Source organism: Vibrio cincinnatiensis, from assembly GCF_022113815.1.
GTDB classification, from domain to species: domain Bacteria; phylum Pseudomonadota; class Gammaproteobacteria; order Enterobacterales; family Vibrionaceae; genus Vibrio; species Vibrio cincinnatiensis_A.
Genome location: NZ_SGOM01000004.1, coordinates 276235 through 301368 on the forward strand (window position 1 = coordinate 276235; position 25134 = coordinate 301368).

Genomic DNA, 25134 nt, shown 5'->3' on the forward strand with positions numbered 1-25134 from the left:
TTTTTTAATTAGTGAACAACGAATTAGAGCGAAAAATAATGAGCATGAAATTCTAGATGATCATCTATGAAACTTTGAATAAAGAAGTAGCTGTGATCGTATTCTGGGTGCATTCGTAGTGTCACAGGCAACGCGTGCTGTTTTGCAATGTGCTGAAAAGTATCGGGCTGAAGTTGCTCCTTTAAGAAAGGATCGGCTTCACCTTGGTCAATCAAGATAGGAAGCGTTGTTTTCTGGCTTTTTAATAGCTCCACCGCATCATATGATAACCAATTTGAGGTGTCTTCACCTAAATAATGACGGAAGGCTTTTTGTCCCCAAGGTACCGATATTGGATGGCAGATCGGGCTAAATGCTGAAATGGAGCTATAACGATGCGGGTTTTTTATGCCAATCGTGAGTGCGCCATGCCCCCCCATACTGTGCCCACTGATGGCTCTTTCTTGGGTGACAGGAAAGTGTTGCTCTATCAGGGATGGTAACTCATCAACAATGTAGCTATACATTTGATAATGGGCTTTCCAAGGGGATTGAGTTGCATTGAGATAAAAGCCTGCACCAAGCCCTAAATCATAAGCGCCATCAGGTGCATCTGCGACAGATTCCCCCCTTGGGCTAGTATCGGGTGCCACAATAGCGATACCAAGTTGAGCGGCTTTGCGAAAAGCAGCCGCTTTTTGCATAAAATTTTCATCGGTACAGGTTAAACCTGATAACCAATAGAGAACTGGCACGGGGCGGAGCGAGGAAGCGTGCGGTGGGAGAAAAATAGCAAAACGCATGTCACAGTTGAGGGATGGTGAGTAGTGCTGATACTGTTGATGCCAGCCAGAACAGACTTTTGCCTGACTAAGAAGGGTAAGGCTCATTCTTTACTCCTGTAGCGGGCTTATTGCCCGCTAGCGTTGATATGAAATAGGAGACGGTTATTTAAAATGAATAACAGAACGAATACTGTCACCAGAATGCATGAGATCAAACGCATCATTGATTTTATCCAGTGACATGGTATGCGTAATAAACTCTTGTAGGCCAAATTCGCCGGCTAAGTATTGCTCAACAATGCCAGGAAGTTGTGAGCGACCTTTTACACCACCAAAAGCACTGCCTCGCCATACTCGACCAGTCACTAACTGGAAGGGACGTGTCGAAATTTCCTGTCCGGCCCCAGCGACACCAATAATAACGGACTCTCCCCATCCTTTATGACAACACTCCAGTGCTTGGCGCATCACATTGACATTTCCGATACATTCAAAAGAAAAATCAACGCCACCATCGGTCATCTCGATGATTACATCCTGAATCGGCTTATCAAACTGTTGAGGGTTGAGACAATCGGTCGCTCCTAGCTGTTTGGCTAACGAAAACTTTTTTTCATTGATATCAATACCAATAATTCGGCTGGCACCGACCATACGAGCGCCAATAATGGCGGAAAGTCCGATACCACCGAGTCCAAAAATAGCGACTGTATCGCCTTTTTTGACCTTGGCCGTATTCATTACTGCCCCCATGCCCGTGGTCACGCCGCAGCCAAGTAAACACACCTCTTCTAACGGGGCTTCTTTATTCACTTTTGCCAATGAAATTTCAGGAAGAACGGTATATTCAGAAAAAGTAGAACATCCCATATAGTGATAAATTGGCTGGCCATCTTTATAGAAACGAGTGGTGCCATCTGGCATTAGCCCTTTGCCTTGTGTGGTTCGTACTGCTTGGCATAAATTGGTTTTGCCCGATAAGCAGAACTTACATTCACCACATTCTGCGGTGTAAAGGGGAATAACATGATCTCCGACTTCGACGCTAGTCACTCCTTCGCCGACCATTTCGACCACACCACCACCTTCATGGCCGAGAATGGTCGGAAAGACACCTTCCGGATCTTCACCTGAGAGCGTAAAGGCATCCGTATGGCAGACGCCTGAGGCGAGAATTCGGACTAGAACTTCACCTTGACGAGGAAGCATGACATCCACTTCTTCAATACTGAGTGGTTGATTCGGGCCCCAAGCAACAGCGGCGCGAGATTTAATAAATTTATCTAGTGACATGGTGTATTCCTTACCGATAAGTTAGGAGAGCAGGGTTTTATTTGTCAGGTTGTTAGTATAGTTCTTTCTCTATCAGAGATAATTGGGGCAAAATGAGAATGACTTTTACAAATAAGTAATAATGAGGGGTTATGGCGAGTTGGGAAGGTGTGAGTGAATTTGTGGCGGTTGCTGAGGCGGGAAGTTTTACGCTCGCAGCGCAGCGTCTATCGACTTCTATTGCTAATATTAGCCGCCGAGTATTGCAGCTAGAAGAACGTTTAGGCGTTAAGTTATTAGTCAGAACCACTCGCAAAGTTTCTTTAACTGAAGCTGGGGGCGTTTATTACCAGCAATGTAGAGTGTTGGTTGATGGGCTACAACAAGCGGAGCAAGCCGTGACTCAGATGCAACATTCTCCAAGCGGTAAAATCAAAGTGACAGCTCCGGTCACGTATGGAGAGCAGAAAATTGCACCGTTATTGCATGATTTTTTATTACTTTATCCTCAATTAGAGTTAGAACTGATTTTAACCAATCGAAAGTTGGACTTAATTGAACAAGGCATCGATTTAGCCGTGAGGTTAGGCAAACTAGAAGACTCTAGTTTTATGGCTCGTAAACTGAATCATCGCCAGTTGCATGTTTGTGCTAGTGAGTCCTATTTTTCACAATTCAAACGCCCAACCCGCTTATCGGAGTTAATCGAGCATCATTGTTTGGTGGGGACTTATGATCATTGGCGTTTTAAAGAAGCGTCTCAGTCTCGTGAAGTACGGGTAAAGGGGCGAGTGCGTTGTAGCAGTGGTATTGTATTGCTGGATGCTGCTTTAAAAGGGATGGGGCTAGCACAATTACCAGATTACTACGTGGAAGATTATTTAGCGAATGGGCGTTTGATCGAAGTGCTCGCTGATTATCGAGATGATCGAGAAGGTGTGTGGGCAATTTATCCACAAAATCGACATTTATCCACTAAGGTTCGATTGTTGGTCGATCACTTCGCACTGCATTTACCGTCTTAACCTACGGTAATCTTGTCGGTATACTCTCGCTCAATGAATTTAAGAGGCGATTATGACAGATTCACACTATAGCTTTTCTCCCCAAGATCATGCATTTATGCATCGGGCCATGCAACTGGCTAAAAAAGCAGAAGAGGAAGGCGAAGTCCCTGTTGGAGCGGTGTTAGTTAAAGATGGCGAAGTGATCGCTGAAGGTTGGAACCGCTCAATTGGCCACCATGATGCAACCGCTCATGCAGAAATTCAAGTGATTCGCCAAGCGGGGCTGGTATTACAAAATTACCGGCTTCTCGATACCACTTTGTATGTAACTTTAGAGCCTTGCCCTATGTGTGCAGGGGCCTTACTGCATAGCAGAGTGAAGCGAATCGTCTATGGTGCGCCGGATCTCAAAGCGGGGGCGGCTGGGACAGTACTTGATCTTTTTGCCAGCCAAGCGGCATATCATTATGCCTGTATTGAAAAAGGATTATTGGAAGAAGAGTGTCGAGAGCAGCTACAGGCTTTTTTCAAACGGCGAAGAAAAGAAATTAAAGCAAGAAAAGAGCAACAGAAACCAATAAAGGGAAGTTAGGTGGTAAGCAAACACCTAATGGCGTAGATGTTTGCTTTTTATGTCAGTCGGCTAACTGAACAAATGCTCGATGACGAGCCAACACTTTCTTCTTTGTATTGGCCAGCATACGTCGGCGACGGTTGGCTGATACGGCTTTATTAAAGAGTTTTGATTGACGTTTACGTCGTAGCATAAAACCCCCTCCTACTACTGATAAATAAAAACAACCTTACCCAGATACCTCTGCCTTTATGATGTTGTGTCATCGTGAATGGGGTTGAAGTCATGTATGTAAGGAACCAAGAACAAAAGCTTATCAATGTTTTATTGCAGTTGATTTTCACTGGTTTTTTATTTTTGACAAGCGATCGTGCTCACACTATGAATGAACACTATATCTGAATATGTATGATTTTTAGCAATAAAAATCAAGGGGGGAGAATCGGGTAAATATCAGCTATAAAAGCGTGGATATTTACCCTGAGCCATACGCCGTTCTATTCGTTATGTATCTCATTATCTGGAACAGGGCTATCTGGCTCTTCTACTGGGTTATCATTATTGGTCGTTTCTTCGGCAACGGTAATCACAATGAGATCATCAGTTCCAGACTCTAAGCTGGTGTTAGGATGCTGCTCCATATGACCAATAATACTTTGGTAATAACGTCGGATATTTTCTACATAAGTTCGGGCCTCATCGCCACGAGCATAACCATAACGAGTTTGAGTAAAGAATTTTTTCTGACGTAAAAGTGGTAAGCGATCTTTAACATCCGACCATGCATCTGGTGATCCCCCTTGTTGACGGGTTAGACGACGTGCATCCATCATATGTCCGTAGCCTACGTTATAGGAGGCAAGTGCAAACCAAATTTTTTCATGTTGTGGGACACTGTCAGGAATCCGGGCTACCATTCGGCGTAAATATTCAACGCCTCCTCGTACCGATTGTTCTGCATTCAGGCGGTTGGTTACCCCCACGCTTCGGGCGGTTGGTAGTGTCAGCATCATCATTCCACGGACACCCGTCGGCGATTTAGCATTTGGGTTCCAATGTGATTCTTGATAGGCCACTGCCGCAATCAGTCGCCAGTCAAATTCTTCCGAATATTTTTGAAATAGAGGGACCCATTTCGGTAAGCGAGTTTCTAAAGCTCGGATAAATGCTCGGGTATCAACGTAGTCAAAATTACCGACATGACCGATGTATTTTTCTTCGAGTGAAGCCAGCATGCCGGACTGTTTCAGATTACCAAAAAATTCAATCATTAATGCATAAAGGCTTTCATCATCAGAACGGCGCATAAACCAAGAAATGGGTTGGTCCTCCGTCATTTCGAAAGCAGTGGCAATGTCTGGATAGATACGCTGTGATAGAGACACTTCCACGGAGTCTGCCATCGTAAAGAGTAATTCCCCCTTCGAGACCTGTTTAAGTAGCTCACTGACATCGGCATTATTATCAATCTGATATTGAAACTCAGGATTTAAGGCTTTAATTGCTGCAAGTGTACTGGTGAAATGGGTGTCGTTGACAATCTTAAATATGGGGTGCTGATCATTTTGTGCCAGTAATTCCTCTTGTTTTGCCAGTAATTGCTCAATGTTTCGAGGACGCCATTGACCGGGTTTGTACACCACTTGCTGAGAAACATAGTAGTAAGCAGGCCCAGCGCGGTAATCTTTTAAACGAGATTCAGATTGGCTTAACCCTGCTGCGATAATATCTATTTCGCCATTTTTTAGAGCGGGAAAAAGGCTAGAGAGGCGGTAAGCGGGTTTCATCTCTAACCGAACCCCTAATTCACGGGCAAATTCACGGGCGAGTTCATAATCAAGCCCTGATGGGCCTTCAGGACCAATGTAGTAAGACAACTGATTATTGAGCGTTCCAACTCGGAGTACACCACGAGCGCGAATTTGTTCCAACTCACTTTGAGGTTCGGAATCAATCTGACAACCCGTCATCAAGAGTGCCAAACAAATGAGAAATAAGGTGCGACTGAAAGACGCGAAAGGAAATACGGTCATTAATTCGAGTTCTCTTACATCAAGTACTGCCTTTATATCAAACCCCAGCGCCAAGGCAAAGTTTAGACTTTATTCTTTGCTGGACCCGTAATTAAAGAGAGCGGAATGCGCAATAACTCAAATTTAAGCAAAAAAATGACGCAAACGGTTGCTTTTGGTGTTACGTCACAAAAAGAAATCCTCTATAATGCCCACGCAATGACGAGGTGACATTGGCATACGCTTTATAAAATACCGTTAACTTATTGTAATTTATTAAACTTATGCCAATTCCATCTTAATCACTTGTATATAGAGACCTAAGCACATGAGAATTTTGCGTGGCTCCCCAGCTCTTTCTGAGTTTCGAGTTCAAAAACTGCTTGAAACATGTCGTGAACAAAACCTACCTGTGACTGGCATCTATGCTGAGTTTATGCATTTTGCTGATCTAAAAGCAGAGTTAGAGGCTCCTGAGCTGAGTAAGCTAGAGAAGCTTTTGACTTACGGTCCCACTATTCAAGAACACCAGCCCCAAGGCTTGCTTCTTCTCGTTACTCCTCGTCCGGGTACTATTTCTCCTTGGTCTTCTAAAGCGACCGATATTGCTCATAACTGTGGCTTAGCCCAAGTAAAACGCCTTGAGCGAGGAACCGCTTACTATGTAGAAAGCGAAAGCACTTTATCTGAATTACAGCAGGCAGCGCTGCAATCGCTTCTCCATGATCGAATGATGGAAACGGTGTTTACTGAACTGGATGCGGCGGCTGCTTTGTTCAGTGTGGCTGAACCGGCTCCTATGTCTCAAGTCGATATCTTAACCGGTGGTCGTGTTGCACTTGAAGAGGCAAACGTTTCCCTTGGCTTGGCGTTAGCTGAAGATGAAATTGATTATTTGGTGGAAAGCTTTACTAAGTTAGGGCGTAATCCGAATGATATTGAGTTGATGATGTTTGCTCAGGCAAACTCAGAACACTGCCGCCACAAAATTTTCAATGCTGATTGGACTATTGATGGGGTTGAGCAGCCGAAATCTCTGTTCAAGATGATTAAAAATACTTTCGAAGTCACACCCGATCATGTGCTTTCTGCTTATAAAGATAACGCTGCAGTCATGACGGGTTCAAAGGTTGGTCGCTTCTTCCCTGATCCTAATTCTCGGCAGTATGCTTACCACCATGAAGATGCGCATATCTTAATGAAGGTGGAAACCCATAACCACCCAACAGCGATCTCACCTTGGCCGGGAGCGGCAACGGGTTCTGGTGGTGAAATTCGTGACGAAGGCGCAACCGGAATTGGTGGTAAGCCGAAAGCTGGTCTGGTTGGGTTTACCGTTTCTAACTTACGTATTCCTGAGTTTGTTCAACCATGGGAGAGTGATTTTGGCAAGCCAAGCCGAATTGTTACGGCTTTGGATATCATGATTGAAGGTCCGCTAGGCGGCGCCGCATTTAACAACGAATTTGGTCGCCCGAACTTATTAGGATATTTCCGTACTTATGAAGAAAAAGTGATTTCGCATGCAGGGGAAGAGGTGCGTGGTTATCACAAGCCGATCATGATCGCTGGCGGGATGGGAAATATCCGTGATGAGCATGTGCAGAAAAAAGAGATCCCTGTCGGTGCGAAACTGATTGTGTTGGGTGGACCTGCGATGAACATTGGTCTTGGTGGTGGTGCTGCCTCATCCATGGCTTCAGGTCAGTCAGCCGAAGATCTCGATTTTGCCTCCGTTCAACGTGAAAACCCAGAAATGGAACGTCGTTGTCAAGAAGTGATCGACCGCTGTTGGCAAATGGGTGATGCTAACCCTATCGCCTTTATTCATGATGTGGGCGCTGGTGGTATTTCAAATGCGCTGCCTGAATTAGTCAATGATGGTGATCGTGGTGGTGTTTTCCAACTGCGTGACGTACCGAATGATGAACCCGGCATGAGCCCGCTGGAAATCTGGTGTAATGAGTCACAAGAGCGTTATGTGATGGCGGTGGCTCCTGAAAATATGCCGGTGTTTGATGCGATATGTCGACGTGAACGTGCTCCTTATGCTGTGGTGGGCGAAGCCACTGAAACGCGTCATTTGACGCTGGAAGACAGCCACTTCGACAATACACCGATTGATATGCCAATGGACATTTTATTGGGTAAACCACCGAAAATGTACCGTGATGCGGTGACTCAGAAAGCCGTTAGTCCTGCACTTGACCGCCGTGGCATTGAAGTAAATGAAGCACTGGATCGTGTACTGCGTTTACCTGCCGTAGCGGAAAAAACGTTCTTAATTACCATTGGTGACCGTTCTGTGACTGGTTTGGTGGCTCGTGACCAAATGGTGGGACCATGGCAAATTCCAGTGGCAAACTGCGCGGTAACCGCAGCCAGTTTCGATACTTATCATGGCGAAGCCATGTCAATGGGTGAGCGTACGCCTGTTGCTTTGCTTGATTTTGGTGCTTCGGCTCGTTTAGCGGTCGGTGAGTCGCTAACTAACATTGCCTCGACCGATATCGGGGATATTAAACACATTAAACTCTCGGCTAACTGGATGTCGCCAGCGGGTCACCCCGGTGAAGATGCCGGTCTTTATGAAGCGGTTAAAGCGGTAGGCGAAGAGCTGTGTCCTGCGCTAGGGTTAACCATTCCGGTTGGTAAAGACTCCATGTCGATGAAGACCAAGTGGCAAGAAAATGGTGAGCAAAAAGAGGTGACCTCGCCCCTTTCATTGATCATCACCGCTTTTGCTCGTGTTGAAGATGTGCGCAATACCGTAACGCCACAGCTTAGAACCGATCAAGGTGATAGTCGCTTGCTGCTGATTGATTTAGGTAATGGTAAAAATCGTCTGGGGGCTACGGCATTAGCACAAGTCTATAAGCAGCTTGGTGATAAACCTGCTGATGTGGATAACGCTGAGCAGCTCAAAGGATTCTTTGATGCGATGCAAACCCTCGTTCGTACCCAGCAACTACTCGCTTATCATGATAAAGGGGATGGCGGTTTATTGGTGACGCTAGCTGAAATGGCCTTTGCTGGGCATTGTGGAATCACCGCTAACATTGAAGCTTTGGGAGACGATGCGCTTGCGGCGTTATTCAATGAGGAGCTAGGCGCGGTTATCCAAGTGAAGAGTGATGGACTGAATGATGTACTTTCTGTTCTGGCTGAGTATGGATTAGCCGACTGCTCACATGTGATTGGTGCAGTTGAATGCTCTGATAAGTTTGTGATTAACCAAGGTATTCAAACCTTGATTGATCGTTCTCGAACTGAATTACGGACTATCTGGGCAGAAACGACGCATAAGATGCAAGCGCTGCGTGATAACCCTGCTTGTGCTGATCAAGAATTTTTCGCTAAACAAGAGAATAATGACCCTGGTTTGAACGTCTCACTCCCTTTTGATGTGAACCAAGACATTGCTGCACCTTATATTGCGAAAGGGATAAAACCTAAAATGGCCATTTTGCGTGAGCAAGGGGTTAACTCTCATGTTGAAATGGCGGCCGCCTTTGATCGCGCTGGCTTTCATGCCGTCGATGTACATATGAGTGATATTTTAACAGGTCAAGCGGTATTGGATGAGTATCAAGGTCTGGTGGCTTGTGGTGGCTTCTCTTATGGCGACGTGTTAGGAGCCGGTGAAGGATGGGCAAAATCGGTGTTGTTCAATGCACAAGCGCGTGATCAGTTTGAAGGGTTTTTTAATCGTCAAGATACCTTCTCACTCGGTGTGTGTAATGGTTGTCAGATGCTCTCTAACTTAAAAGAGTTAATTCCCGGTGCAGATTTATGGCCACGGTTTGTACGTAATGAATCAGAACGGTTTGAAGCTCGCTTTAGCTTAGTGGAAGTGCAAAAATCTGATTCATTATTCTTTGCGGATATGGTGGGCTCTCGCATGCCGATTGCGGTTTCTCATGGCGAAGGTCGTGTGGAAGTTCGTGATGATGCGCATTTAGCCGCTATTGAACAGTCTGGTACGGTTGCGGTACGTTTTGTCGATAACTTAGGTCAGCCGACTCAACAGTACCCGAATAACCCGAACGGTTCACCAAATGCGATTACTGGCTTAACCACGCAAGATGGTCGAGTCACCATCATGATGCCGCACCCTGAACGAGTGTTCCGCACCGTTGCCAACTCATGGCATCCTGATAACTGGGGTGAAAATGGCGCTTGGATGCGTATGTTCCAAAATGCCCGTAAATATTTAGGGTAATGGATGAGGGCCTAGGTTTCTAGGCCCTTTCTTTTGTTAGCGAAATTGTCCAACTTCAGGTAAAAATTCAAAGCCAGCACTGGCTAAACGCGCTTCGAGTTTTGTGCGGTCGAGATCAAAATAAGTAACAAGCTTATCTAAATCCCCCTCAAATTCATCACGCAATTTCATGTTGATAATACTCATTAGCATGATGGGATCCATACTGGCAAAGTTGTTGAGATTCATTTTTAGTCCTCAAAATCAGAAATCAGTAGGTTTGCCGCTGCGAATGCGGCTTTTTCGCGGGTCTCTTTCGGTAAAGAGGTATCGGCAGCCACTTCATTGAGTGCTCGAATGGCACAGGAAATGGCTTGTGGGATATAGGCTTGATCGCCACTGCCAATTTGTGCGTAGAGTTCGCGTACTAAGTCACAACAACCGTAAACTTGCATGGTTTATTCCTATCTTAATAAATGATAACTGCTCTCGATAATACTACAGAGAGCAGAAGGAACACAAAAATCTCACTTTGCGCTGGAGCAAAGTAAGGCTGGAATAGGTGAACTAATCAACCGCTCATGCTGATGATTGTTGAGGTTATTGGATACCGAGGTTTTGATTCAATAAGGATGAGAACCATAAGCTGCTTCTGGCTTTTTATGGGCTAAAAGTGGGGAATGGGTTAAAGATAAATAAAAAGGCTGCGATTCAGCAGCCTTTATGAGTCACAACAGGGGGATTACGCCAATTGAGCTTGAATAAAGCTCACCATGTTGGCCATCGGTACGGCGGATTTCTCACCACTACGGCGATGTTTATATTCGAAATTCCCTTCATCCATACTGCGATCACCAATGATGATTGTATGAGGAATACCGATCAATTCCATATCCGAGAACATAACACCTGGACGTTCTTTACGATCGTCAAATAGAACATCGATACCGGCTGCGGTTAGTTCTTTGTACAATGTTTCTGCCGCTTCTTGAACGCGCTCAGATTTGTGCATGTTCATCGGTACGATAGCCACTTGGAAAGGAGCAATGGCATCAGGCCAGATGATGCCGTATTTATCGTTGTTTTGTTCGATAGCCGAGGCAACCACACGAGAGACGCCAATACCGTAACAACCCATTTCTAGAATGGTGTTCTTGCCGTTTGAGTCCAGCACACCGCAGTTCATCTTCTCTGAATAGTTGGTACCCAGTTGGAAGATATGACCGACTTCAATACCACGTTTGAGTAGAAGTGTACCTTTACCACATGGGCTAGGATCGCCTTCAACGACATTACGCAAATCTTCCACTTTGCCCAGTTCAACATCACGCCCCCAGTTGATACCAAAGTAGTGTTTGCCATCTATGTTTGCGCCAGCGCCAAAATCGCTCATCACCGCGACGCTACGATCGACGATAAAGGGTAATTTTAGGCCAACAGGACCAAGCGAACCTGGGCCTGCACCAATCAGAGCGCGGATTTCTTCTTCATTTGCCATTTCAAGCGGTGAAGCCACTTCTGGAAGATTTTCTGCTTTAATTTCGTTCAGTTCATGATCGCCCCGGATGATTAGCGCGATGATGGGGGCTTCAATGTCATCCGACGCTTTCACAAACAGCGTTTTAACGGTTTTTTCGATAGGCAGGCCATGTTGCTCAACCAATTCTGCGATGGTTTTTGCATTCGGTGTATCAACCAGCGTCATTGTTTGAGTTGGTGCTGCACGTTCAACCTCAGGGGCAACTGCCTCTGCTTTTTCAATGTTCGCGGCATAATCCGACTCGGTTGAGAAGGCAATAATATCTTCACCGCTTTCTGCCAATACGTGGAATTCGTGTGAGCCATTACCACCGATAGCGCCGGTATCGGCTAATACTGGGCGGTAATCAAGGCCCATGCGGTCGAAAGCTTTACAGTAAGCTTGGTGCATGGCTTGGTAAGATTTTTCTAATCCAGCTTTGTCGATATCGAAGCTGTAAGCATCCATCATGCAGAATTCACGAGCACGCATCACCCCAAAACGAGGGCGACGTTCATCACGGAACTTAGTCTGGATTTGGTACAGATTCAGAGGCAGTTGTTTATAAGAGCTTACCTCATTACGAACCAAGCTAGTGATGACTTCCTCAGCGGTTGGGCTAAGTACAAACGGACGAACATGGCGGTCAGTAAAGCGAAGTAGCTCGGGGCCCATTTTTTCAGAGCGTCCTGTTTCTTCCCACAGTTCAAATGGTTGAACAACGGGCATCAGGGTTTCAATAGCACCGGCATTGTCGATCTCTTGACGAACAATATTTTCGACTTTACGCAATACGCGCAGACCAGTAGGTAGCCAAGTATAAAGACCTGAAGCTAGCTTACGGATCATACCTGCACGTAGCATGAGCTGGTGGCTCACAACTTCTGCGTCGTTTGGAGTCTCCTTCAGAGTAGAAAGAAGATATTTACTGGTACGCATTTAGGTATCCGTTCATTAAAAGTTTAAAGGATTACCACCGAGAGGGTGATAAAAATACATGAGCTGCTAATAATATCAGTCAAACGCTCATGTCAAAAGCGTTCTATTGCTGTGACCGTTACTAACTGCTCATTGACGATGAATTTTACGTTAAGGTCGTACAAATTTACCGCATACTCCCGGGAGTCAGGGCGATTTTTCTTATAAGCCGGGCGAGGATCTTGGGCTAACACTTCCGCAATGACCGCTTGTTGAGTTTGCCCTTGGGGTAAGTTTCGGAGTGTATTGAGTGCTGATTGACTAAATATCACGTCACTGCGGCTGGGTTCATTATCAGCATATCCCCCTTTTGCTTCTGGAATCGCATCGGAATAGGGAATATAGGGTTTAATATCAACAATGGGGGTTCCGTTAACCAAATCAACACTCCCCAGTTCTAAGTAAATTTGTTCTCCTTGTTTCTTTACACCTTTGAGTTCTACCGCTGACATGCCAATTCCATTGGGGCGAAAGGTGGATCGAGAAGCCAGTACGCCGATGCGTTCATTTCCACCCAAACGAGGGGGGCGAACGGTGGGTTTCCAGCCTGAGGATAAATTCTTATCAAACAAAAAAAGCAGCCAGAGGTGACTAAATTGTTCAATACCTCGTACGGCTTCTAAGCAATTCAGTTCTCCAAGTAATTTGACTCGGGCTGTCGCACTGGGAACAAGGCGAGGCTGACGGGGTACAGCAAATTTCTCTTGATAAGGGCTTTCTATTATCGCAATGGGATCAAGGTTATACATTATCGTGATATTAGGCAAAAAACAGAGCTAACAAAATATCACAGCCTTAATCATAAATCGCTTGCAAAATCTTTGATAATCATTCTTAATTGTATTGTTATAACATAACAATATTGTGGGGGGGGAGACATGAAAGAGGGCATTCATCCGGAATATCGGCCAGTGGTATTCCATGATACGAGCGTTGATCACTACTTTGTGATTGGTTCGACGTTGAAAACGGATAGGACGATTGAATTTGAAGGGGAAATCTATCCTTATTTTACGATTGAAGTGTCATCACAGTCACACCCGTTCTACACCGGAAAACAGAGAGTTGTTCAAAAAGAAGGACGCGTTGCAAACTTCAATCGTCGATTTTCTCGTTTTAGTGAATAAGGAAAAGTAAGTGAAAGTATTAAGTTCGTTAAAGAGTGCCAAGAGTCGCCACCCTGATTGTCAAGTGGTTCGTCGTCGTGGTCGTCTATATGTGATTTGTAAAACGAATCCACGTTTTAAAGCGGTGCAGCGTTAGCGGGGGGAGTAAACTCGAAGCGATTTATAAGGATTTGAACAATAAGGGAAGTGAATATCGCGCTTCCCTTATTGTTATTTAGCGCCGTTTGGTTAGCCATTTGTCGAGGTGATTGGCAAACTCGCGTCGCTCTGTTTGTGAAAGGGCGCTGGGGCCACCCGTTTGAATGCCACTTGAGCGCATGGTATCGAGGAAGTCTCGAATATTTAAACGTGCTTTAATGGTTTCGGTGGTGAAAAGCTCACCTCTTGGGCTTAACGCGAGTGCCCCTTTGCTGATCACCTCATCGGCTAGAGGGATATCTGATGTGATGACTAGATCATGGGCATTCACACGTTTAACGATTTCGTTATCAGCAATGTCGAACCCTGCAGGTACTTGCACTGCGAAAATATTGTCGCGTTTAGGGAGAGGAATCAGGTGGTTTGCAACAAAAGTACATACCACTCCTGTACGCTCTGCAGCTCGAATCAAAGTTTCCCGAATCACTTTCGGACAAGCATCGGCATCAACCCAAATTTTCATACGGATTCCTTATTCAGTAATGCGATTTCCAGTTGTTCTACACGGGCAATGAGAGCGAGAACGGTTTGTTCGAGCTCTTGAATTCGTTGTTGATCGTCATTTTTTGATTTAGCGATTTCCACTTTGGGGACCCGTTGGCTATTTTTCCAACTTTTGATGGCTGCAATTATCGCTGGCATTGGAACGCTGGAGGATAACCGGGCTTTCACTAAGGCGACGGTAGGCTCTTTCCCTTGCTGCTGTAGCTGAGCCAAAATGGTGGCTAACTCGTGGGTGACGTCTTTGGTGAGCATAATGGATCCTTGTATTTAGTCTGACTGCATCTTACTGATAAATCACCGTTAGCAAAAGAGGGAACTTGATGTAAGAGATCTCTCACAAAACCTGTGAGAGAAGAACGTTTTTTTATGATTTTTGGGGATGTGATTGTTTTTAATTTATTGAATTTATGGAATTTTATTGTTTTTTTGGGGAGGTGGGCCAGTGTCGCTCCTTTATTGAAGGGATTGTAAAAAGGGGGCAAAGGGGTAAATTAAACCTTGTCGACAGGAAAGTGACACGGAATTGGAACGATTCACGGAAGAACACTTCAGGATGAATACGGCGAGTAAGGATATTCGCTGAGCAGGATAGACGGACCAATAAGGATATAACCATTAACAAGATGTTGATGGGCATGGATCGCAAGGACCCTATGGATGAGGCAGGGACACCATCAGGATGATGGAAGGACACCGCTCAGGGAACAAGTGATGAAAGCTGACCGGGATTGGTAAGCGAAAAGGATTATTAGGACACCGCCAAGGTGGCGATGCAGAGGATTTGGTTGCAGGATTCAACCACTATTAAGGATGATGCAGGGAGCAACCATCTGTAGCCGGATAGCTACGAGTAAGACTTAAGCCCCGATACATTAGTGTCGGGGCTTTTCTTGATATTTTTTAAGAGAGCCATCTCGGTTTGAAAAGCTCATTGAGCAAATAAATAGAATAATGACTTGATGTGGAAAAAACCTTATCAAGATCAATACAGCATCGTCAGCATTGGTTTACTTTTTCGCACGTTTCTTAAAGCTTGGTCTTTAAGCTCGGGGTGAGTTCTAGAATATCTGCAAACAAAGGATTGTCAGTGACGATAGTGACACGTAGAACATTAATTGTTCCTTATACCGATGCGTTTGAATCTGACTTTTTAATGCTCAATTGTTGTGTGAAAAATCGGGCCCAAATGAATGGCCCGAAAACAGTAGCCTCGGCTCGGCAGCTTTTTCAACGTATCTTACGTGATGATCATTTGCATGCTATGGCGGTATTAGACAACTATAACCGAGAGTACATGGGGCATATGTATATTGAGGTGAGCGATGAACACGCAGAACTGGGCTTTTTATTTGATAAAGCTTATTGGGGGCAAGGATTGGCGAGCGAAGCTTTGAGTGCTTTCTTTCCTAATATCTGCCAACGCTTGAAGCTAAAACAAGTGATCTCCATGGTGAATGTTGAACATGCTTCGGCTATTGCCATTTTACATAAGTTGGGTTTTCATCATCAACACACTCAAGAAGAGATGTTTGGTCATTTCCACCAATACCAATGGGAATCAACGGAGCTTGAATAAGTGCTATCACTATATTCGGTATGGTGGCAGTTGAATTTTTAATGGGTAGAATCCTACCATCACTAACTCTCCTTGATAACAATCATCACCGAGAGCTGAAAACTCAAAATAGTAGATCGTATGCCAACGCCAGCCTTTGTCTGGCGTTTTCCATTTATGATGCCCGAAAGAGACACTGAGAAGCTGCAACTCTAGGTTTGAACAGTGACGAGTAATGTATCGTTTCGCTATCTCAGATTGGCGACGTTGCTGCCAAAAGGCAAAGCAGAGTAAGCTAAGTAAAAGGATATGAATGAGGTTACTCGTCATGAACACTTCTTCCTTGGTTTATGATGATCGTTTTGTTGCATGCTGTAACCGGATCAAGGCTTCGGCTAATTCAGGTGATGGGCTTGTATGTAGTAAAGGTAATAACACCATGCGTAGTTCCGGTAACATCACTAAATCTGAAAAGAGTTGGTTAAACAGGGCTTGATTACCGGTTTGTGCTAAGCGAAGTAAAAAACGCTGAGCACGACCACTCTCTTTGAGTGTTGACCAAGATCGTCCGGCAAGGCCAATCAACACTTCTTGATGGCAATTGTCAGGTGTCGCTAGGATGGCGTCAGTTAATTTGTCTAAATAGTTTGGTGTAGCGCCGGAGAGGGCTCTTACCAAGGCTGAAAGCAAAAAGAGATCCGTGTGTGAGTGGGTCATTTGCTCTTTAGCCATCTCGTACAGTTTACTCGCAATGTTATCGGGAATGCTGACATGCTCAAGAATCCCAAGTAGAGCATACAGTGGTGGGCTGGGGAGATGCTTAAGTGCTTTACGAATTAATACACTATTATTTTGTTGCCCTAAGCGAGCGCCAATATCACTGATGCCTTGCAGACCGACAGTTTGCCAATTTTTCCATCCAAGCCCTCCTGAAAAATAGTGTTGAGCATGTTCATAATATTGGCTGGTAGGTAAATGAAGTTGGGCTCGAATTTGGCTATGGAAAACGGCCATTTTTTCTTCGGTTGGTGTAAAAGTGTAGGGGTTATTTGCTAATTTTTGTTGCTGATCTTCGGTGAGCGTGTGTTGTAAACGGGAGCCCATTGCTTCGATCACATACTTGATAAACTGATCCACTTCGGCTTGGATGAGTAAGCCGCGTTCGTCCAGTGGAAATTTTGTGAACCAGATCCATGGCTGCTGATGTTCATTCCAATACACAATGGCTAATTGAGCCTGACGTTGTAAAGGGTAAGGGTAGGGCTGCTGGCCTTGTTCAATTTTTTGAAATTGTTTTGCTTCGATTGGCTGAATTCTCCGGCCAAGATCAAACACCAAGTATTGGCAGCCACTGTGATGAAGCAGTGCCGTAAGGGTATGGATAGGTTGCATAGCGATCAATTTGGTCCTAACTTTTTGTCATAAATAGATGGTATCATCTGCCGCTAATTCAAGGCTAGCGATGTAAAGTTATCATGATAAACCGAACGGACATCACCGTTTTATTACCCGCACTGGAAAGGGAGCTTAAAGCGGCAGCTTTATGGCAAGCTCAGCGACCAGATGATCAATATCTGCAAAGTACAGAACCCTTTTCATTGGATACATTGCATCCCCATGAGTGGTTGCAATGGATTTTTTTACCGCGTATGCAGCAGTTATTGGTGGATCAGTCGTCATTACCGAAAAGCATTTTACTCTCCCCTTATTTCGATGAAGTGTGGAAAGAACATGCACAATATCAGGCAATATTGACGGTGTTACACCAGATAGATAAGGCAGTGGCATCATGTTAGAGATCATTTATCAAGATGATTACTTGGTGGCGGTGAACAAACCGGCGGGTATGTTAGTACACCGCTCTTGGTTAGATAAACATGAAACACAATTTGTGATGCAGACGTTGCGTGATCAAATTGGTCAGCATGTTTATCCTTTACATCGTTTAGATAGGCCAACATCGGGTGTGTTGGTCTTTGCTTTATCGAGTGAAATTGCAGCCACGGTAATGCCGATGTTTGCTGAGCATCAAATGGAAAAAACCTACCATGCTATTGTTCGGGGTTGGATAGAACAAGGTGCGGTATTAGATTATCCACTGAAAGAAGAGCTTGATAAAATTGCCGATAAATTTGCTCGGCAGGATAAAGCGCCTCAGTCTGCCATTACGGCTTATCAGCCCATTAATAAAATAGAAGTTCCATATTCAACGGGCACTTTTCCAACCACGCGTTACTGCTTAATGGAGCTAAAACCGCAAACCGGGCGTAAACATCAGTTACGTCGTCATATGGCTCATTTACGTCATCCAATTGTGGGGGATACCACGCATGGAGATGGAAAGCATAACCGTTTGTATCGAGAGCAATATCAGGTACCACGTTTGATGCTACATGCCAGCGAACTGACATTTGTTCACCCTTATACAAAGCAACCGATAGTGCTCTCGGCACCTTTTGATGAGCATTGGCAACGGCTATTCAGTTTATTCGCTTGGCAAAATCCATTACAAAGAGGCCTTCTCGAATAAGAAGGCCTGAGTCTTATTTTGCTAAATAGGCTTCAATGGCCCTTTGAATCCCGGGGCCATCTAATCCCAATTCAGTATGCATCTCTTCTTGCGAACCTTGAGCGATAAATTGATCGGGCAAACCGAGGTTCAAAACGGGCTTGAGTAATTTATGGTGCATTAAAAATTCAACCACACCCGTTCCTGCTCCTCCAGCAAGTACATTCTCTTCTAGAGTAACCAGAATATCATGAGAATGAGCTAATTCTTCAATGAGCGTTTCATCAAGCGGTTTAACAAAACGCATATCGGCAACCGTTACATTCAATGCTTCAGCCGCTTCCAGAGCATAAGGAAGTAAAGTACCAAAGTTGAGAATGGCGACTTTTTCTCCACGGCGTATCATTCGTCCTTTACCGAGTTCTAATGCAGAAAATGTTTTATTGATAGCAACGCCCATGCCGTTACCTCGAGGATAACGCACGGCACTAGGACCTTGATGTAAATGGCCGGTATAGAGCATTTGCCGACATTCATTCTCATCAGCGGGGGCCATGATCAACATATTAGGAATACAACGCATAAAGCTAAGGTCAAATGCCCCTTGATGGGTTTGGCCATCAGCTCCCACTAAGCCTGCGCGATCAATTGCAAACATAATGGGTAAGTTCATAATTGCCACATCATGGATCAGTTGATCATAAGCGCGTTGTAAAAAGGTGGAGTAAATAGCAACAATCGGATGATAACCACTGATCGCCATACCGGTTGCGAGAGTCACTGCATGTTGCTCAGCAATCGCCACATCAAAATATTGGCTTGGGTATTCTTTGGAAAAACGAACCATACCCGAACCTTCACGCATAGCCGGGGTGATCGCCATTAGTTTAGGATCTTGTGCGGCCATATCACACAGAAAGTCACCAAAAATTTTTGAAAAAGTGGGTTGGTTATTCGTGCTTTTCGGTAAGCTGGTATGGTTTAGATCAAACTTAGGCACCCCATGGTAACCGATAGGATCCTTCTCTGCGGGTTCATAACCTTTGCCTTTTTTGGTCATCACATGCAAAAACTGTGGTCCTTTGAGATCACGCATATTTTTGATGGTTTTGATCAATTCAAGTACATCATGCCCATCGACCGGACCAATATAGTTAAAGCCCAATTCTTCAAATAAAGTGCCAGGAACTACCATTCCTTTTAAGTGCTCTTCTGTTCGACGAACGAGTTCTTTTATGGGGGGAATGCCCGACAGAACTTTTTTCCCACCTTCTCGAATAGAGGTATACAGGCTGCCAGATAACACTTGAGCAAGATGGTTGTTAAGCGCTCCCACATTTTCAGAAATAGACATTTCATTATCATTGAGAATAACCAGCATATCGGGGTTGACATCCCCTGCATGATTCATGGCTTCAAATGCCATTCCAGCAGTAATCGCACCATCACCAATTACACTGACAACTTTACGGTTTTTACCTTCTTTTTCTGCGCAGATAGCCATGCCAAGTGCGGCGCTGATCGAAGTTGAAGAGTGGCCAACGGACAGCGTGTCATACTCACTTTCTTCTCGCCATGGAAAAGGGTGGAGCCCCTCTTTTTGACGAATGGTTGACATTTGCTCGCGGCGTCCGGTAAGAATTTTATGTGGATAGGCTTGATGGCCGACATCCCAAATCAACTGATCAAACGGCGTTTGGTACACATAATGCAGCGCTACGGTTAATTCTACCGTTCCTAAGCCCGAAGCAAGGTGACCGCTGGATCGGCTAACTGAATTGAGTAAATAGGTTCGCAGTTCCTCACACAGTTTAGGGAGGACCTCTTTTGGCATGCTACGCAATTCATCAGGAGTATTTGCTAGTGCCAGTGTTGGATATTTCGAAATATCAAGAGTCATAGTTATGCGCGCTTATAGTGTTAGTTTTTGCGCTCGATGACGTATCGGGCGAACGCTTCAAGATGCTCTGTATTATAGGGAATTGCACGTAATGCTTCGAGCGCTTCTTCAAACAGAGCTTGAGCTTTATTGATGGCACCTTCCAATCCCAATAGTGCGGGATAGGTACTTTTATTCAATTGTTGATCTGAGCCTTGTGGCTTACCCAGCGTTTCGGTATCACTAATGATATCTAAAATATCGTCTTGTACTTGAAAAGCGAGGCCAATCGCTGCAGCGTAGCGATCTAACTGCGGTAAAATCTCTAATCCAGCTTGGCCGGCAGCCATCGCGCCAGTTCGAATCGCACAGCGCATTAATGCACCGGTTTTGTTGTGATGAATGGTTTCTAACTCTTGTAAAGTCACCGTTCGGTTTTCTGCCGCTAAATCTAACGCTTGACCCAAGCACATACCTTGAGCACCTGAGGCTTGAGCAAGAGTTTGAATCATTTTAATACGGTTACTTTCCCCTTGGGCAGAAAGTGGCCCTTCAGACAGAATAGTAAAAGCCAATGTTTGTAGGGCATCCCCTGTCAAAATAGCGGTCGATTCATCAAACTTAATATGGCAAGTTGGTTTACCGCGGCGCAGTTCATCATCATCCATAGCGGGTAAGTCATCATGGATTAATGAATAAGCGTGAATACACTCCACAGCGCAAGCGGGCGTATCAAGGTCGGATAATTTACAACCAAGCATCTGCCCTGTGATGTAAACAAGATAAGGGCGCGCCCGTTTGCCACCGAGCAATAGGCCATAACGCATTGCTTCGATCAAAGGAAGATGTTGGTAGGGTAAACGATTTAACCATCCATCCAGTTGTTGATTATTTCTCTGCTGGAGAGAGGAAAGCGCCTCAATCATAGAACACTCATTAACCTTAGTTATTCAGGTAAGTCAGTAAACTCGGTCAGTGGCGCATCGTCACTGTTGCGAAGTAAAATTTTCACCCGTTGCTCCGCTTCATCGAGCTTAGTTTGTCCACTGCGAGCAAGCGCGATACCACGCTCAAATTTTTTCAGTGCTTCATCTAATGCAATGTCACCACTTTCAAGTTGTTCAACAAGGTTATCCAACTCTTCAATGGTGGCTTCGAAAGACATGTTTTCAGGTTTTTTGCTCGCCATAATCATTTTGCCTTAGAAAAGATGCACGAAAGTTACCTTAGGGCGTGGAGATGGTCAAATTTAACCAAGTAAATTTGTTAGAAATGGAGCGCTTTTTATTGTTGCCATGACGTCATAAAACCATCAGTAGTGCAATGGATTGGCTCACATTTGTTACTGTAGCCACCGCTTTATCTCGAGTGACAAGAGAAAAATGCGCAATAACGCGATTGAAGCGTGATGCCTGCTTGGGGATAGAAGACTTTAAGTATAAACTTACCGATAATTTAGTTAAAGATTTTACTCTCTTGCCGATAACGAGAGTAATCGGAGAAAACGCGGATGACAAGCATGAGGAGCGCTTCGTGGATTTAGCAACGCTGATAGGCCTGATAGGTGGCTTAGCTTTCGTCGTTATGGCAATGGTCGTAGGTGGAAGTCTGATAATGTTCGTCGATGTCACCTCGATCTTGATTGTAATAGGGGGCACAACGTTTGTTGTCTTGGTCAAATTCACGGCAGGACAGTTTTTCGGTGCAGCAAAAGTTGCCGCCAAAGCGTTTATGTTCAAAATTGAAGAGCCAGAAGAACTGATCGCAAAAATTGTTGAGATGGCTGATGCGGCTCGTAAAGGTGGGTTCTTAGCCTTAGAAGAGATGGAAATTTCCAACTCGTTTATGCAAAAAGGTATCGATTTACTGGTTGATGGCCATGATGCCGATGTGGTTCGATCAGCATTACAAAAAGACATTATGTTGACTGATGAACGACATGAAATGGGAACCGGCGTATTTCGTGCATTTGGTGATGTTGCGCCTGCGATGGGAATGATCGGAACCTTGATTGGCCTCGTTGCCATGCTTTCTAACATGGACGACCCCAAATCAATCGGCCCTGCGATGGCCGTAGCCTTGTTGACAACCTTATACGGTGCCGTGATGGCCAACATGATCTTTTTCCCCATTGCCGATAAATTGGCGCTTCGTCGGGGGCAAGAAACGTTAAATCGTCGGTTAATCATGGACGGTGTTCTTGCTATTCAAGATGGGCAAAATCCACGCGTTATTGATGGTTATTTGAAAAATTACCTAAATGAAGGCAAACGGTCGCTTGATGTTGATAACGAATAAGCGGAGTGAATGATGGATGAGCAAAAATGCAAATGTCCACCTCCCGGCGCTCCTGCGTGGTTAGGAACATTTGCTGATCTAATGTCACTGCTATTGTGCTTTTTTGTACTGCTACTTTCTTTCTCAGAAATGGATGTACTGAAGTTTAAGCAAATAGCAGGCTCAATGAAGTTTGCATTCGGGGTACAAAACCGCCTTGAAGTGAAAGACATCCCGAAAGGCACCAGTGTTATAGCACAGGAATTTCGTCCCGGTCGGCCAGAGCCTACGCCGATCGATGTCATTATGCAGCAAACCATCGATATTACTCAGCAAACCTTAGAGTTTCATGAAGGTGATTCTGATCGAGCGGGGGGGACGCAGCGTGATTATGGTCAGTTAACCGGGGGTGAGTCACCTGAAACCTCCACGCAAAACAGCCAAGATGACGAGCAAGAACAGCAACAGCAGCAGGCGCAACAAGCGCAACAAGCGCAGGAGTCGATGTCTGAAGAACTAGAAATTATTTCTGAAAACATCAAAAAAGCATTACAAAGAGAAATTGACCAAGGTGCGGTTGAAGTGGAGAACCTTGGGCAACAAATCGTCATTCGTATTCGTGAGCGTGGTGCATTTCCAGAAGGCTCGGCATTTTTACAGCCTAAGTTTCGTCCTTTGGTACGACAAATTGCTGAGTTAGTCAAAGATGTTCCGGGTATCGTACAAGTGTCAGGTCATACCGATAACCAACGCTTGGAGTCTGAGCTTTATCGCTCTAATTGGGATTTATCTGCTCAGCGAGCCGTTTCCGTGGCTCAAGAGATGGAAAATGTTCAAGGGTTTGACCATATGCGATTAAAGGTTCAAGGACTGGCCGATACAGCGCCTGTTGGGCCCAATGATACCGAAGCTCAACGTTCCCGTAACCGTCGGGTGGAAATCAGCATTATGCAAGGTAAGCCTTTGTATAGTGAAGAAGTGCCGTCTTTACCTCAACCATAAGGTTTTTAGAAGGCACATTCTTGGAGATGGATAAAGGCAAGCTTGTGGGCTTGCCTTTTTCTATTCTTTTCTCTCCGGTGACAGATCGTGTATAATCTCGCCCCTTTAGTAACGCCAGCGGTGGACAAAGTGTCCGAAAACTGAGCGCTAACGTTGTTCAAACCTGATTGCGAATAGCCTTATGAAATTTATCGTTAAGCCCCATCCAGAAATTTTTATTAAAAGTGAATCTGTCCGTAAGCGTTTCACTAAGATTCTCGAATCCAATATTCGCAACATAATTAAGAAGCGGACCCAAGGTGTCGTGGTGTTTAATCGCCGTGACCATATTGAGGTAACGGCAAATAACGATGATTTCTACGCACAAACCTTGGAGGTGTTGACGACAACGCCAGGGATTCAACAAGTGTTAGAGGTGAAGCAGTCACACTTTGAAGATATGCATGATATTTATCTACAAGTGTTAGAACAAAGTCACCACCTTATTGAAAATAAAACCTTTGTTGTACGAGCGAAGCGTCGAGGAAAACACGATTTCTCTTCCATTGAACTTGAACGCTATGTTGGTGGTGGTTTGAACCAAGCGGTTGAATCGGCCAAAGTTAAGCTGACAAAACCAGAGGTAACCATTCAAATTGAAGTGGCTGATGAGCTGCTCAACCAAGTGATTACCCGTTATAAAGGGCTTGGTGGCTTCCCTCTTGGTACTCAAGAAGACGTATTAAGCTTAATTTCGGGTGGGTTTGATTCGGGTGTCTCTAGCTATCTACACATCAAACGCGGCTCTAAAGTGCATTACTGCTTTTTTAATCTGGGTGGCCCTGCTCATGAAATTGGAGTTAAACAGGTCGCACATTATCTGTGGAATAAATATGGATCTTCTGCCAAGGTCCGCTTTATCTCTGTCGATTTTGAACCGGTTGTGGCAGAGATTTTAGAAAAAGTTGAGGATGGCCAGATGGGGGTAATCCTTAAGCGTATGTTTATGCGTGCAGCTGGCATGATTGCTGAAAAATTGGGTATTCAAGCATTGGTAACTGGAGAAGCGCTAGGGCAGGTTTCTAGCCAAACGCTGACCAACCTACGTCATATTGATGGGGTTACTGATGCGTTAATTCTTCGCCCGCTGATTAACTGGGATAAAGGCGATATTATTGATGTGGCGCGTGAAATTGGTACGGAAGATTTTGCGAAAACCATGCCGGAATATTGTGGCGTGATTTCTAAAAGCCCGACAGTCAAAGCGGTAAAAGCGAAACTGGAAGAAGAGGAAGCGAAATTTGATTTCTCTATCCTTGAGCAGGTGGTGTATAACGCTCGACAAATGGATATTCGCAACATAGAAAAAGAGAGTCAGCAGCAAGCTCCTGAAGTGGAGCAAGTCGATGTTGTTCAGGAACACGCGATTGTGCTTGATATTCGTAGCCCAGATGAAGAAGATGATAAGCCGTTACAGATTGATGGCGTAGAAATAAAGCATTTACCTTTCTATAAGCTAGCGACACATTTTGGTGATCTTGATCAGTCTAAGACTTACTTATTGTATTGTGAACGAGGCGTTATGAGCCGTTTACAAGCCTTGTACCTAAAAGAACAAGGCTTTAATAATATAAAAGTCTACCGCCCATAAAAAACTTCTCCTTGAGCCCGGCCAAATGGTGGGGCTCAATTTTTTTCATCTGTCCCTTAATTTTTCGTACATAAAAAAACACCGCCGAAAGGCGGTGCTAAACATTTGACAGACAGGTCAAAAATA

Annotated in this window: 26 protein-coding genes; 11 read left to right on the top strand and 15 right to left on the bottom strand. The window is 44.8% G+C overall.

Features of this window, described 5'->3' with window-relative positions:
* Positions 1-23: 23 nt before the first annotated feature.
* The gene (gene fghA / locus EXA13_RS07575; RefSeq protein ID WP_238104878.1) at positions 24-869 is read right to left on the bottom strand and encodes an S-formylglutathione hydrolase; all 846 of its coding nucleotides are present in this window, start codon (positions 867-869) and stop codon (positions 24-26) included.
* 57 nt (positions 870-926) lie between these two features.
* Positions 927-2057 carry an S-(hydroxymethyl)glutathione dehydrogenase/class III alcohol dehydrogenase gene (locus EXA13_RS07580; RefSeq protein WP_238132631.1) on the bottom strand — a complete coding sequence of 377 codons (1131 nt, stop codon included), beginning with the start codon at positions 2055-2057 and terminating at the stop codon, positions 927-929.
* Between the two features lie 131 nt (positions 2058-2188).
* Between EXA13_RS07580 and EXA13_RS07585 the strand changes: the two genes are divergently transcribed.
* Positions 2189-3061 carry a LysR family transcriptional regulator gene (locus EXA13_RS07585; RefSeq protein ID WP_238132632.1) on the top strand — a complete coding sequence of 291 codons (873 nt, stop codon included), beginning with the start codon at positions 2189-2191 and terminating at the stop codon, positions 3059-3061.
* A 52-nt stretch (positions 3062-3113) separates the two neighbouring features.
* Positions 3114-3635, top strand: a complete 522-nt coding sequence (tadA, locus tag EXA13_RS07590; protein WP_238132633.1) for a tRNA adenosine(34) deaminase TadA — start codon at positions 3114-3116, stop codon at positions 3633-3635.
* A gap of 43 nt (positions 3636-3678) precedes the next feature.
* Here the strand turns inward: tadA and EXA13_RS16815 are convergent, their stop codons facing one another.
* Together EXA13_RS16815 and mltF are read right to left on the bottom strand one after the other, a co-directional pair.
* Complete coding sequence (locus EXA13_RS16815; protein WP_269136891.1) at positions 3679-3810, bottom strand: hypothetical protein; 132 nt, start codon at positions 3808-3810, stop codon at positions 3679-3681.
* A gap of 304 nt (positions 3811-4114) precedes the next feature.
* Positions 4115-5650: a membrane-bound lytic murein transglycosylase MltF gene (mltF, locus tag EXA13_RS07595; RefSeq protein WP_269136892.1), complete on the bottom strand. Its 1536-nt coding sequence runs from the start codon at positions 5648-5650 to the stop codon at positions 4115-4117.
* A 307-nt stretch (positions 5651-5957) separates the two neighbouring features.
* On the opposite strand from mltF, the gene purL reads away from it, so the two are divergent.
* Positions 5958-9851 (top strand): phosphoribosylformylglycinamidine synthase, encoded by a 3894-nt coding sequence (gene purL, locus EXA13_RS07600; protein ID WP_238132634.1) that lies wholly within the window; start codon positions 5958-5960, stop codon positions 9849-9851.
* Between the two features lie 36 nt (positions 9852-9887).
* Here purL and EXA13_RS07605 read toward each other — a convergent pair whose 3' ends face one another.
* From EXA13_RS07605 to tsaA, 4 genes are all read right to left on the bottom strand, one after another.
* A complete protein-coding gene (locus EXA13_RS07605; RefSeq protein WP_238132635.1) occupies positions 9888-10079 on the bottom strand; it encodes a DUF4250 domain-containing protein in 192 nt (63 codons plus the stop codon).
* A gap of 2 nt (positions 10080-10081) precedes the next feature.
* On the bottom strand, positions 10082-10285 hold the full coding sequence (locus EXA13_RS07610; RefSeq protein WP_078927210.1) for a YaeP family protein: 204 nt from the start codon (positions 10283-10285) through the stop codon (positions 10082-10084).
* Between the two features lie 287 nt (positions 10286-10572).
* Positions 10573-12288, bottom strand: a complete 1716-nt coding sequence (locus EXA13_RS07615; RefSeq protein WP_238132636.1) for a proline--tRNA ligase — start codon at positions 12286-12288, stop codon at positions 10573-10575.
* A 92-nt stretch (positions 12289-12380) separates the two neighbouring features.
* Positions 12381-13076, bottom strand: a complete 696-nt coding sequence (tsaA, locus tag EXA13_RS07620) for a tRNA (N6-threonylcarbamoyladenosine(37)-N6)-methyltransferase TrmO (RefSeq protein WP_238132637.1) — start codon at positions 13074-13076, stop codon at positions 12381-12383.
* 129 nt (positions 13077-13205) lie between these two features.
* Between tsaA and EXA13_RS07625 the strand changes: the two genes are divergently transcribed.
* Positions 13206-13454 (top strand): type B 50S ribosomal protein L31, encoded by a 249-nt coding sequence (locus EXA13_RS07625; protein ID WP_154114679.1) that lies wholly within the window; start codon positions 13206-13208, stop codon positions 13452-13454.
* Between the two features lie 10 nt (positions 13455-13464).
* Positions 13465-13590: a type B 50S ribosomal protein L36 gene (gene ykgO, locus EXA13_RS07630; RefSeq protein WP_078927214.1), complete on the top strand. Its 126-nt coding sequence runs from the start codon at positions 13465-13467 to the stop codon at positions 13588-13590.
* A gap of 78 nt (positions 13591-13668) precedes the next feature.
* On the opposite strand, the gene EXA13_RS07635 is transcribed toward ykgO, so the two are convergent.
* Together EXA13_RS07635 and EXA13_RS07640 are read right to left on the bottom strand one after the other, a co-directional pair.
* Complete coding sequence (locus EXA13_RS07635; RefSeq protein WP_238132638.1) at positions 13669-14115, bottom strand: YaiI/YqxD family protein; 447 nt, start codon at positions 14113-14115, stop codon at positions 13669-13671.
* Positions 14112-14408 carry a hypothetical protein gene (locus EXA13_RS07640; RefSeq protein WP_238132639.1) on the bottom strand — a complete coding sequence of 99 codons (297 nt, stop codon included), beginning with the start codon at positions 14406-14408 and terminating at the stop codon, positions 14112-14114. The genes EXA13_RS07635 and EXA13_RS07640 overlap by 4 nt, the downstream gene beginning before the upstream one ends.
* An 835-nt stretch (positions 14409-15243) precedes the next feature.
* On the opposite strand from EXA13_RS07640, the gene EXA13_RS07645 reads away from it, so the two are divergent.
* The gene (locus EXA13_RS07645) at positions 15244-15732 is read left to right on the top strand and encodes a GNAT family N-acetyltransferase (RefSeq protein WP_238132640.1); all 489 of its coding nucleotides are present in this window, start codon (positions 15244-15246) and stop codon (positions 15730-15732) included.
* A 9-nt stretch (positions 15733-15741) separates the two neighbouring features.
* Here the strand turns inward: EXA13_RS07645 and EXA13_RS07650 are convergent, their stop codons facing one another.
* Together EXA13_RS07650 and EXA13_RS07655 are read right to left on the bottom strand one after the other, a co-directional pair.
* Positions 15742-16041, bottom strand: a complete 300-nt coding sequence (locus EXA13_RS07650) for a DUF3301 domain-containing protein (protein ID WP_238132641.1) — start codon at positions 16039-16041, stop codon at positions 15742-15744.
* Between the two features lie 18 nt (positions 16042-16059).
* On the bottom strand, positions 16060-17103 hold the full coding sequence (locus EXA13_RS07655; protein ID WP_238132642.1) for a DUF3549 family protein: 1044 nt from the start codon (positions 17101-17103) through the stop codon (positions 16060-16062).
* 83 nt (positions 17104-17186) lie between these two features.
* Between EXA13_RS07655 and EXA13_RS07660 the strand changes: the two genes are divergently transcribed.
* Together EXA13_RS07660 and truC are read left to right on the top strand one after the other, a co-directional pair.
* On the top strand, positions 17187-17507 hold the full coding sequence (locus EXA13_RS07660; RefSeq protein ID WP_238132643.1) for a YqcC family protein: 321 nt from the start codon (positions 17187-17189) through the stop codon (positions 17505-17507).
* Positions 17501-18241 (top strand): tRNA pseudouridine(65) synthase TruC, encoded by a 741-nt coding sequence (gene truC, locus EXA13_RS07665; protein WP_238132644.1) that lies wholly within the window; start codon positions 17501-17503, stop codon positions 18239-18241. The genes EXA13_RS07660 and truC overlap by 7 nt, the downstream gene beginning before the upstream one ends.
* A gap of 13 nt (positions 18242-18254) precedes the next feature.
* On the opposite strand, the gene dxs is transcribed toward truC, so the two are convergent.
* The 3 genes from dxs to xseB are packed head-to-tail and all read right to left on the bottom strand — an operon-like array spanning position 18255 to position 21288.
* Positions 18255-20120, bottom strand: coding sequence for a 1-deoxy-D-xylulose-5-phosphate synthase (gene dxs / locus EXA13_RS07670; RefSeq protein WP_238132645.1), 1866 nt, complete (start codon positions 20118-20120; stop codon positions 18255-18257).
* A gap of 20 nt (positions 20121-20140) precedes the next feature.
* Complete coding sequence (gene ispA, locus EXA13_RS07675; RefSeq protein WP_238132646.1) at positions 20141-21025, bottom strand: (2E,6E)-farnesyl diphosphate synthase; 885 nt, start codon at positions 21023-21025, stop codon at positions 20141-20143.
* A gap of 20 nt (positions 21026-21045) precedes the next feature.
* The gene (gene xseB, locus EXA13_RS07680; protein WP_238115600.1) at positions 21046-21288 is read right to left on the bottom strand and encodes an exodeoxyribonuclease VII small subunit; all 243 of its coding nucleotides are present in this window, start codon (positions 21286-21288) and stop codon (positions 21046-21048) included.
* Positions 21289-21632: 344 nt separating this feature from the next.
* On the opposite strand from xseB, the gene pomA reads away from it, so the two are divergent.
* From pomA to thiI, 3 genes are all read left to right on the top strand, one after another.
* Complete coding sequence (gene pomA, locus EXA13_RS07685) at positions 21633-22397, top strand: flagellar motor protein PomA (protein WP_238115601.1); 765 nt, start codon at positions 21633-21635, stop codon at positions 22395-22397.
* Positions 22398-22406: 9 nt separating this feature from the next.
* Positions 22407-23378, top strand: coding sequence for a flagellar motor protein MotB (locus EXA13_RS07690; protein ID WP_238132647.1), 972 nt, complete (start codon positions 22407-22409; stop codon positions 23376-23378).
* 181 nt (positions 23379-23559) lie between these two features.
* Positions 23560-25008 carry a tRNA uracil 4-sulfurtransferase ThiI gene (gene thiI, locus EXA13_RS07695; protein WP_238132648.1) on the top strand — a complete coding sequence of 483 codons (1449 nt, stop codon included), beginning with the start codon at positions 23560-23562 and terminating at the stop codon, positions 25006-25008.
* Positions 25009-25134: the final 126 nt, after the last annotated feature.

Bases quoted from the DNA above. Each gene is read 5' to 3' on its own strand.
- EXA13_RS07640 (WP_238132639.1), bottom strand. From the start codon at position 14,408: ATGCTCACCAAAGACGTCACCCACGAGTTAGCCACCATTTTGGCTCAG.
- EXA13_RS07655 (WP_238132642.1), bottom strand. From the start codon at position 17,103: ATGCAACCTATCCATACCCTTACGGCACTGCTTCATCACAGTGGCTGC.
- EXA13_RS07635 (WP_238132638.1), bottom strand. From the start codon at position 14,115: ATGAAAATTTGGGTTGATGCCGATGCTTGTCCGAAAGTGATTCGGGAA.
- EXA13_RS07585 (WP_238132632.1), top strand. From the start codon at position 2,189: ATGGCGAGTTGGGAAGGTGTGAGTGAATTTGTGGCGGTTGCTGAGGCG.
- tadA (WP_238132633.1), top strand. From the start codon at position 3,114: ATGACAGATTCACACTATAGCTTTTCTCCCCAAGATCATGCATTTATG.
- tsaA (WP_238132637.1), bottom strand. From the start codon at position 13,076: ATGTATAACCTTGATCCCATTGCGATAATAGAAAGCCCTTATCAAGAG.
- ispA (WP_238132646.1), bottom strand. From the start codon at position 21,025: ATGATTGAGGCGCTTTCCTCTCTCCAGCAGAGAAATAATCAACAACTG.
- EXA13_RS16815 (WP_269136891.1), bottom strand. From the start codon at position 3,810: ATGCTACGACGTAAACGTCAATCAAAACTCTTTAATAAAGCCGTATCA.
- EXA13_RS07580 (WP_238132631.1), bottom strand. From the start codon at position 2,057: ATGTCACTAGATAAATTTATTAAATCTCGCGCCGCTGTTGCTTGGGGC.
- thiI (WP_238132648.1), top strand. From the start codon at position 23,560: ATGAAATTTATCGTTAAGCCCCATCCAGAAATTTTTATTAAAAGTGAA.
- dxs (WP_238132645.1), bottom strand. From the start codon at position 20,120: ATGACTCTTGATATTTCGAAATATCCAACACTGGCACTAGCAAATACT.
- EXA13_RS07660 (WP_238132643.1), top strand. From the start codon at position 17,187: ATGATAAACCGAACGGACATCACCGTTTTATTACCCGCACTGGAAAGG.
- EXA13_RS07690 (WP_238132647.1), top strand. From the start codon at position 22,407: ATGATGGATGAGCAAAAATGCAAATGTCCACCTCCCGGCGCTCCTGCG.
- fghA (WP_238104878.1), bottom strand. From the start codon at position 869: ATGAGCCTTACCCTTCTTAGTCAGGCAAAAGTCTGTTCTGGCTGGCAT.
- truC (WP_238132644.1), top strand. From the start codon at position 17,501: ATGTTAGAGATCATTTATCAAGATGATTACTTGGTGGCGGTGAACAAA.
- xseB (WP_238115600.1), bottom strand. From the start codon at position 21,288: ATGGCGAGCAAAAAACCTGAAAACATGTCTTTCGAAGCCACCATTGAA.
- mltF (WP_269136892.1), bottom strand. From the start codon at position 5,650: ATGACCGTATTTCCTTTCGCGTCTTTCAGTCGCACCTTATTTCTCATT.
- EXA13_RS07615 (WP_238132636.1), bottom strand. From the start codon at position 12,288: ATGCGTACCAGTAAATATCTTCTTTCTACTCTGAAGGAGACTCCAAAC.
- purL (WP_238132634.1), top strand. From the start codon at position 5,958: ATGAGAATTTTGCGTGGCTCCCCAGCTCTTTCTGAGTTTCGAGTTCAA.
- EXA13_RS07605 (WP_238132635.1), bottom strand. From the start codon at position 10,079: ATGAATCTCAACAACTTTGCCAGTATGGATCCCATCATGCTAATGAGT.
- EXA13_RS07625 (WP_154114679.1), top strand. From the start codon at position 13,206: ATGAAAGAGGGCATTCATCCGGAATATCGGCCAGTGGTATTCCATGAT.
- EXA13_RS07610 (WP_078927210.1), bottom strand. From the start codon at position 10,285: ATGCAAGTTTACGGTTGTTGTGACTTAGTACGCGAACTCTACGCACAA.
- EXA13_RS07650 (WP_238132641.1), bottom strand. From the start codon at position 16,041: ATGACGAGTAACCTCATTCATATCCTTTTACTTAGCTTACTCTGCTTT.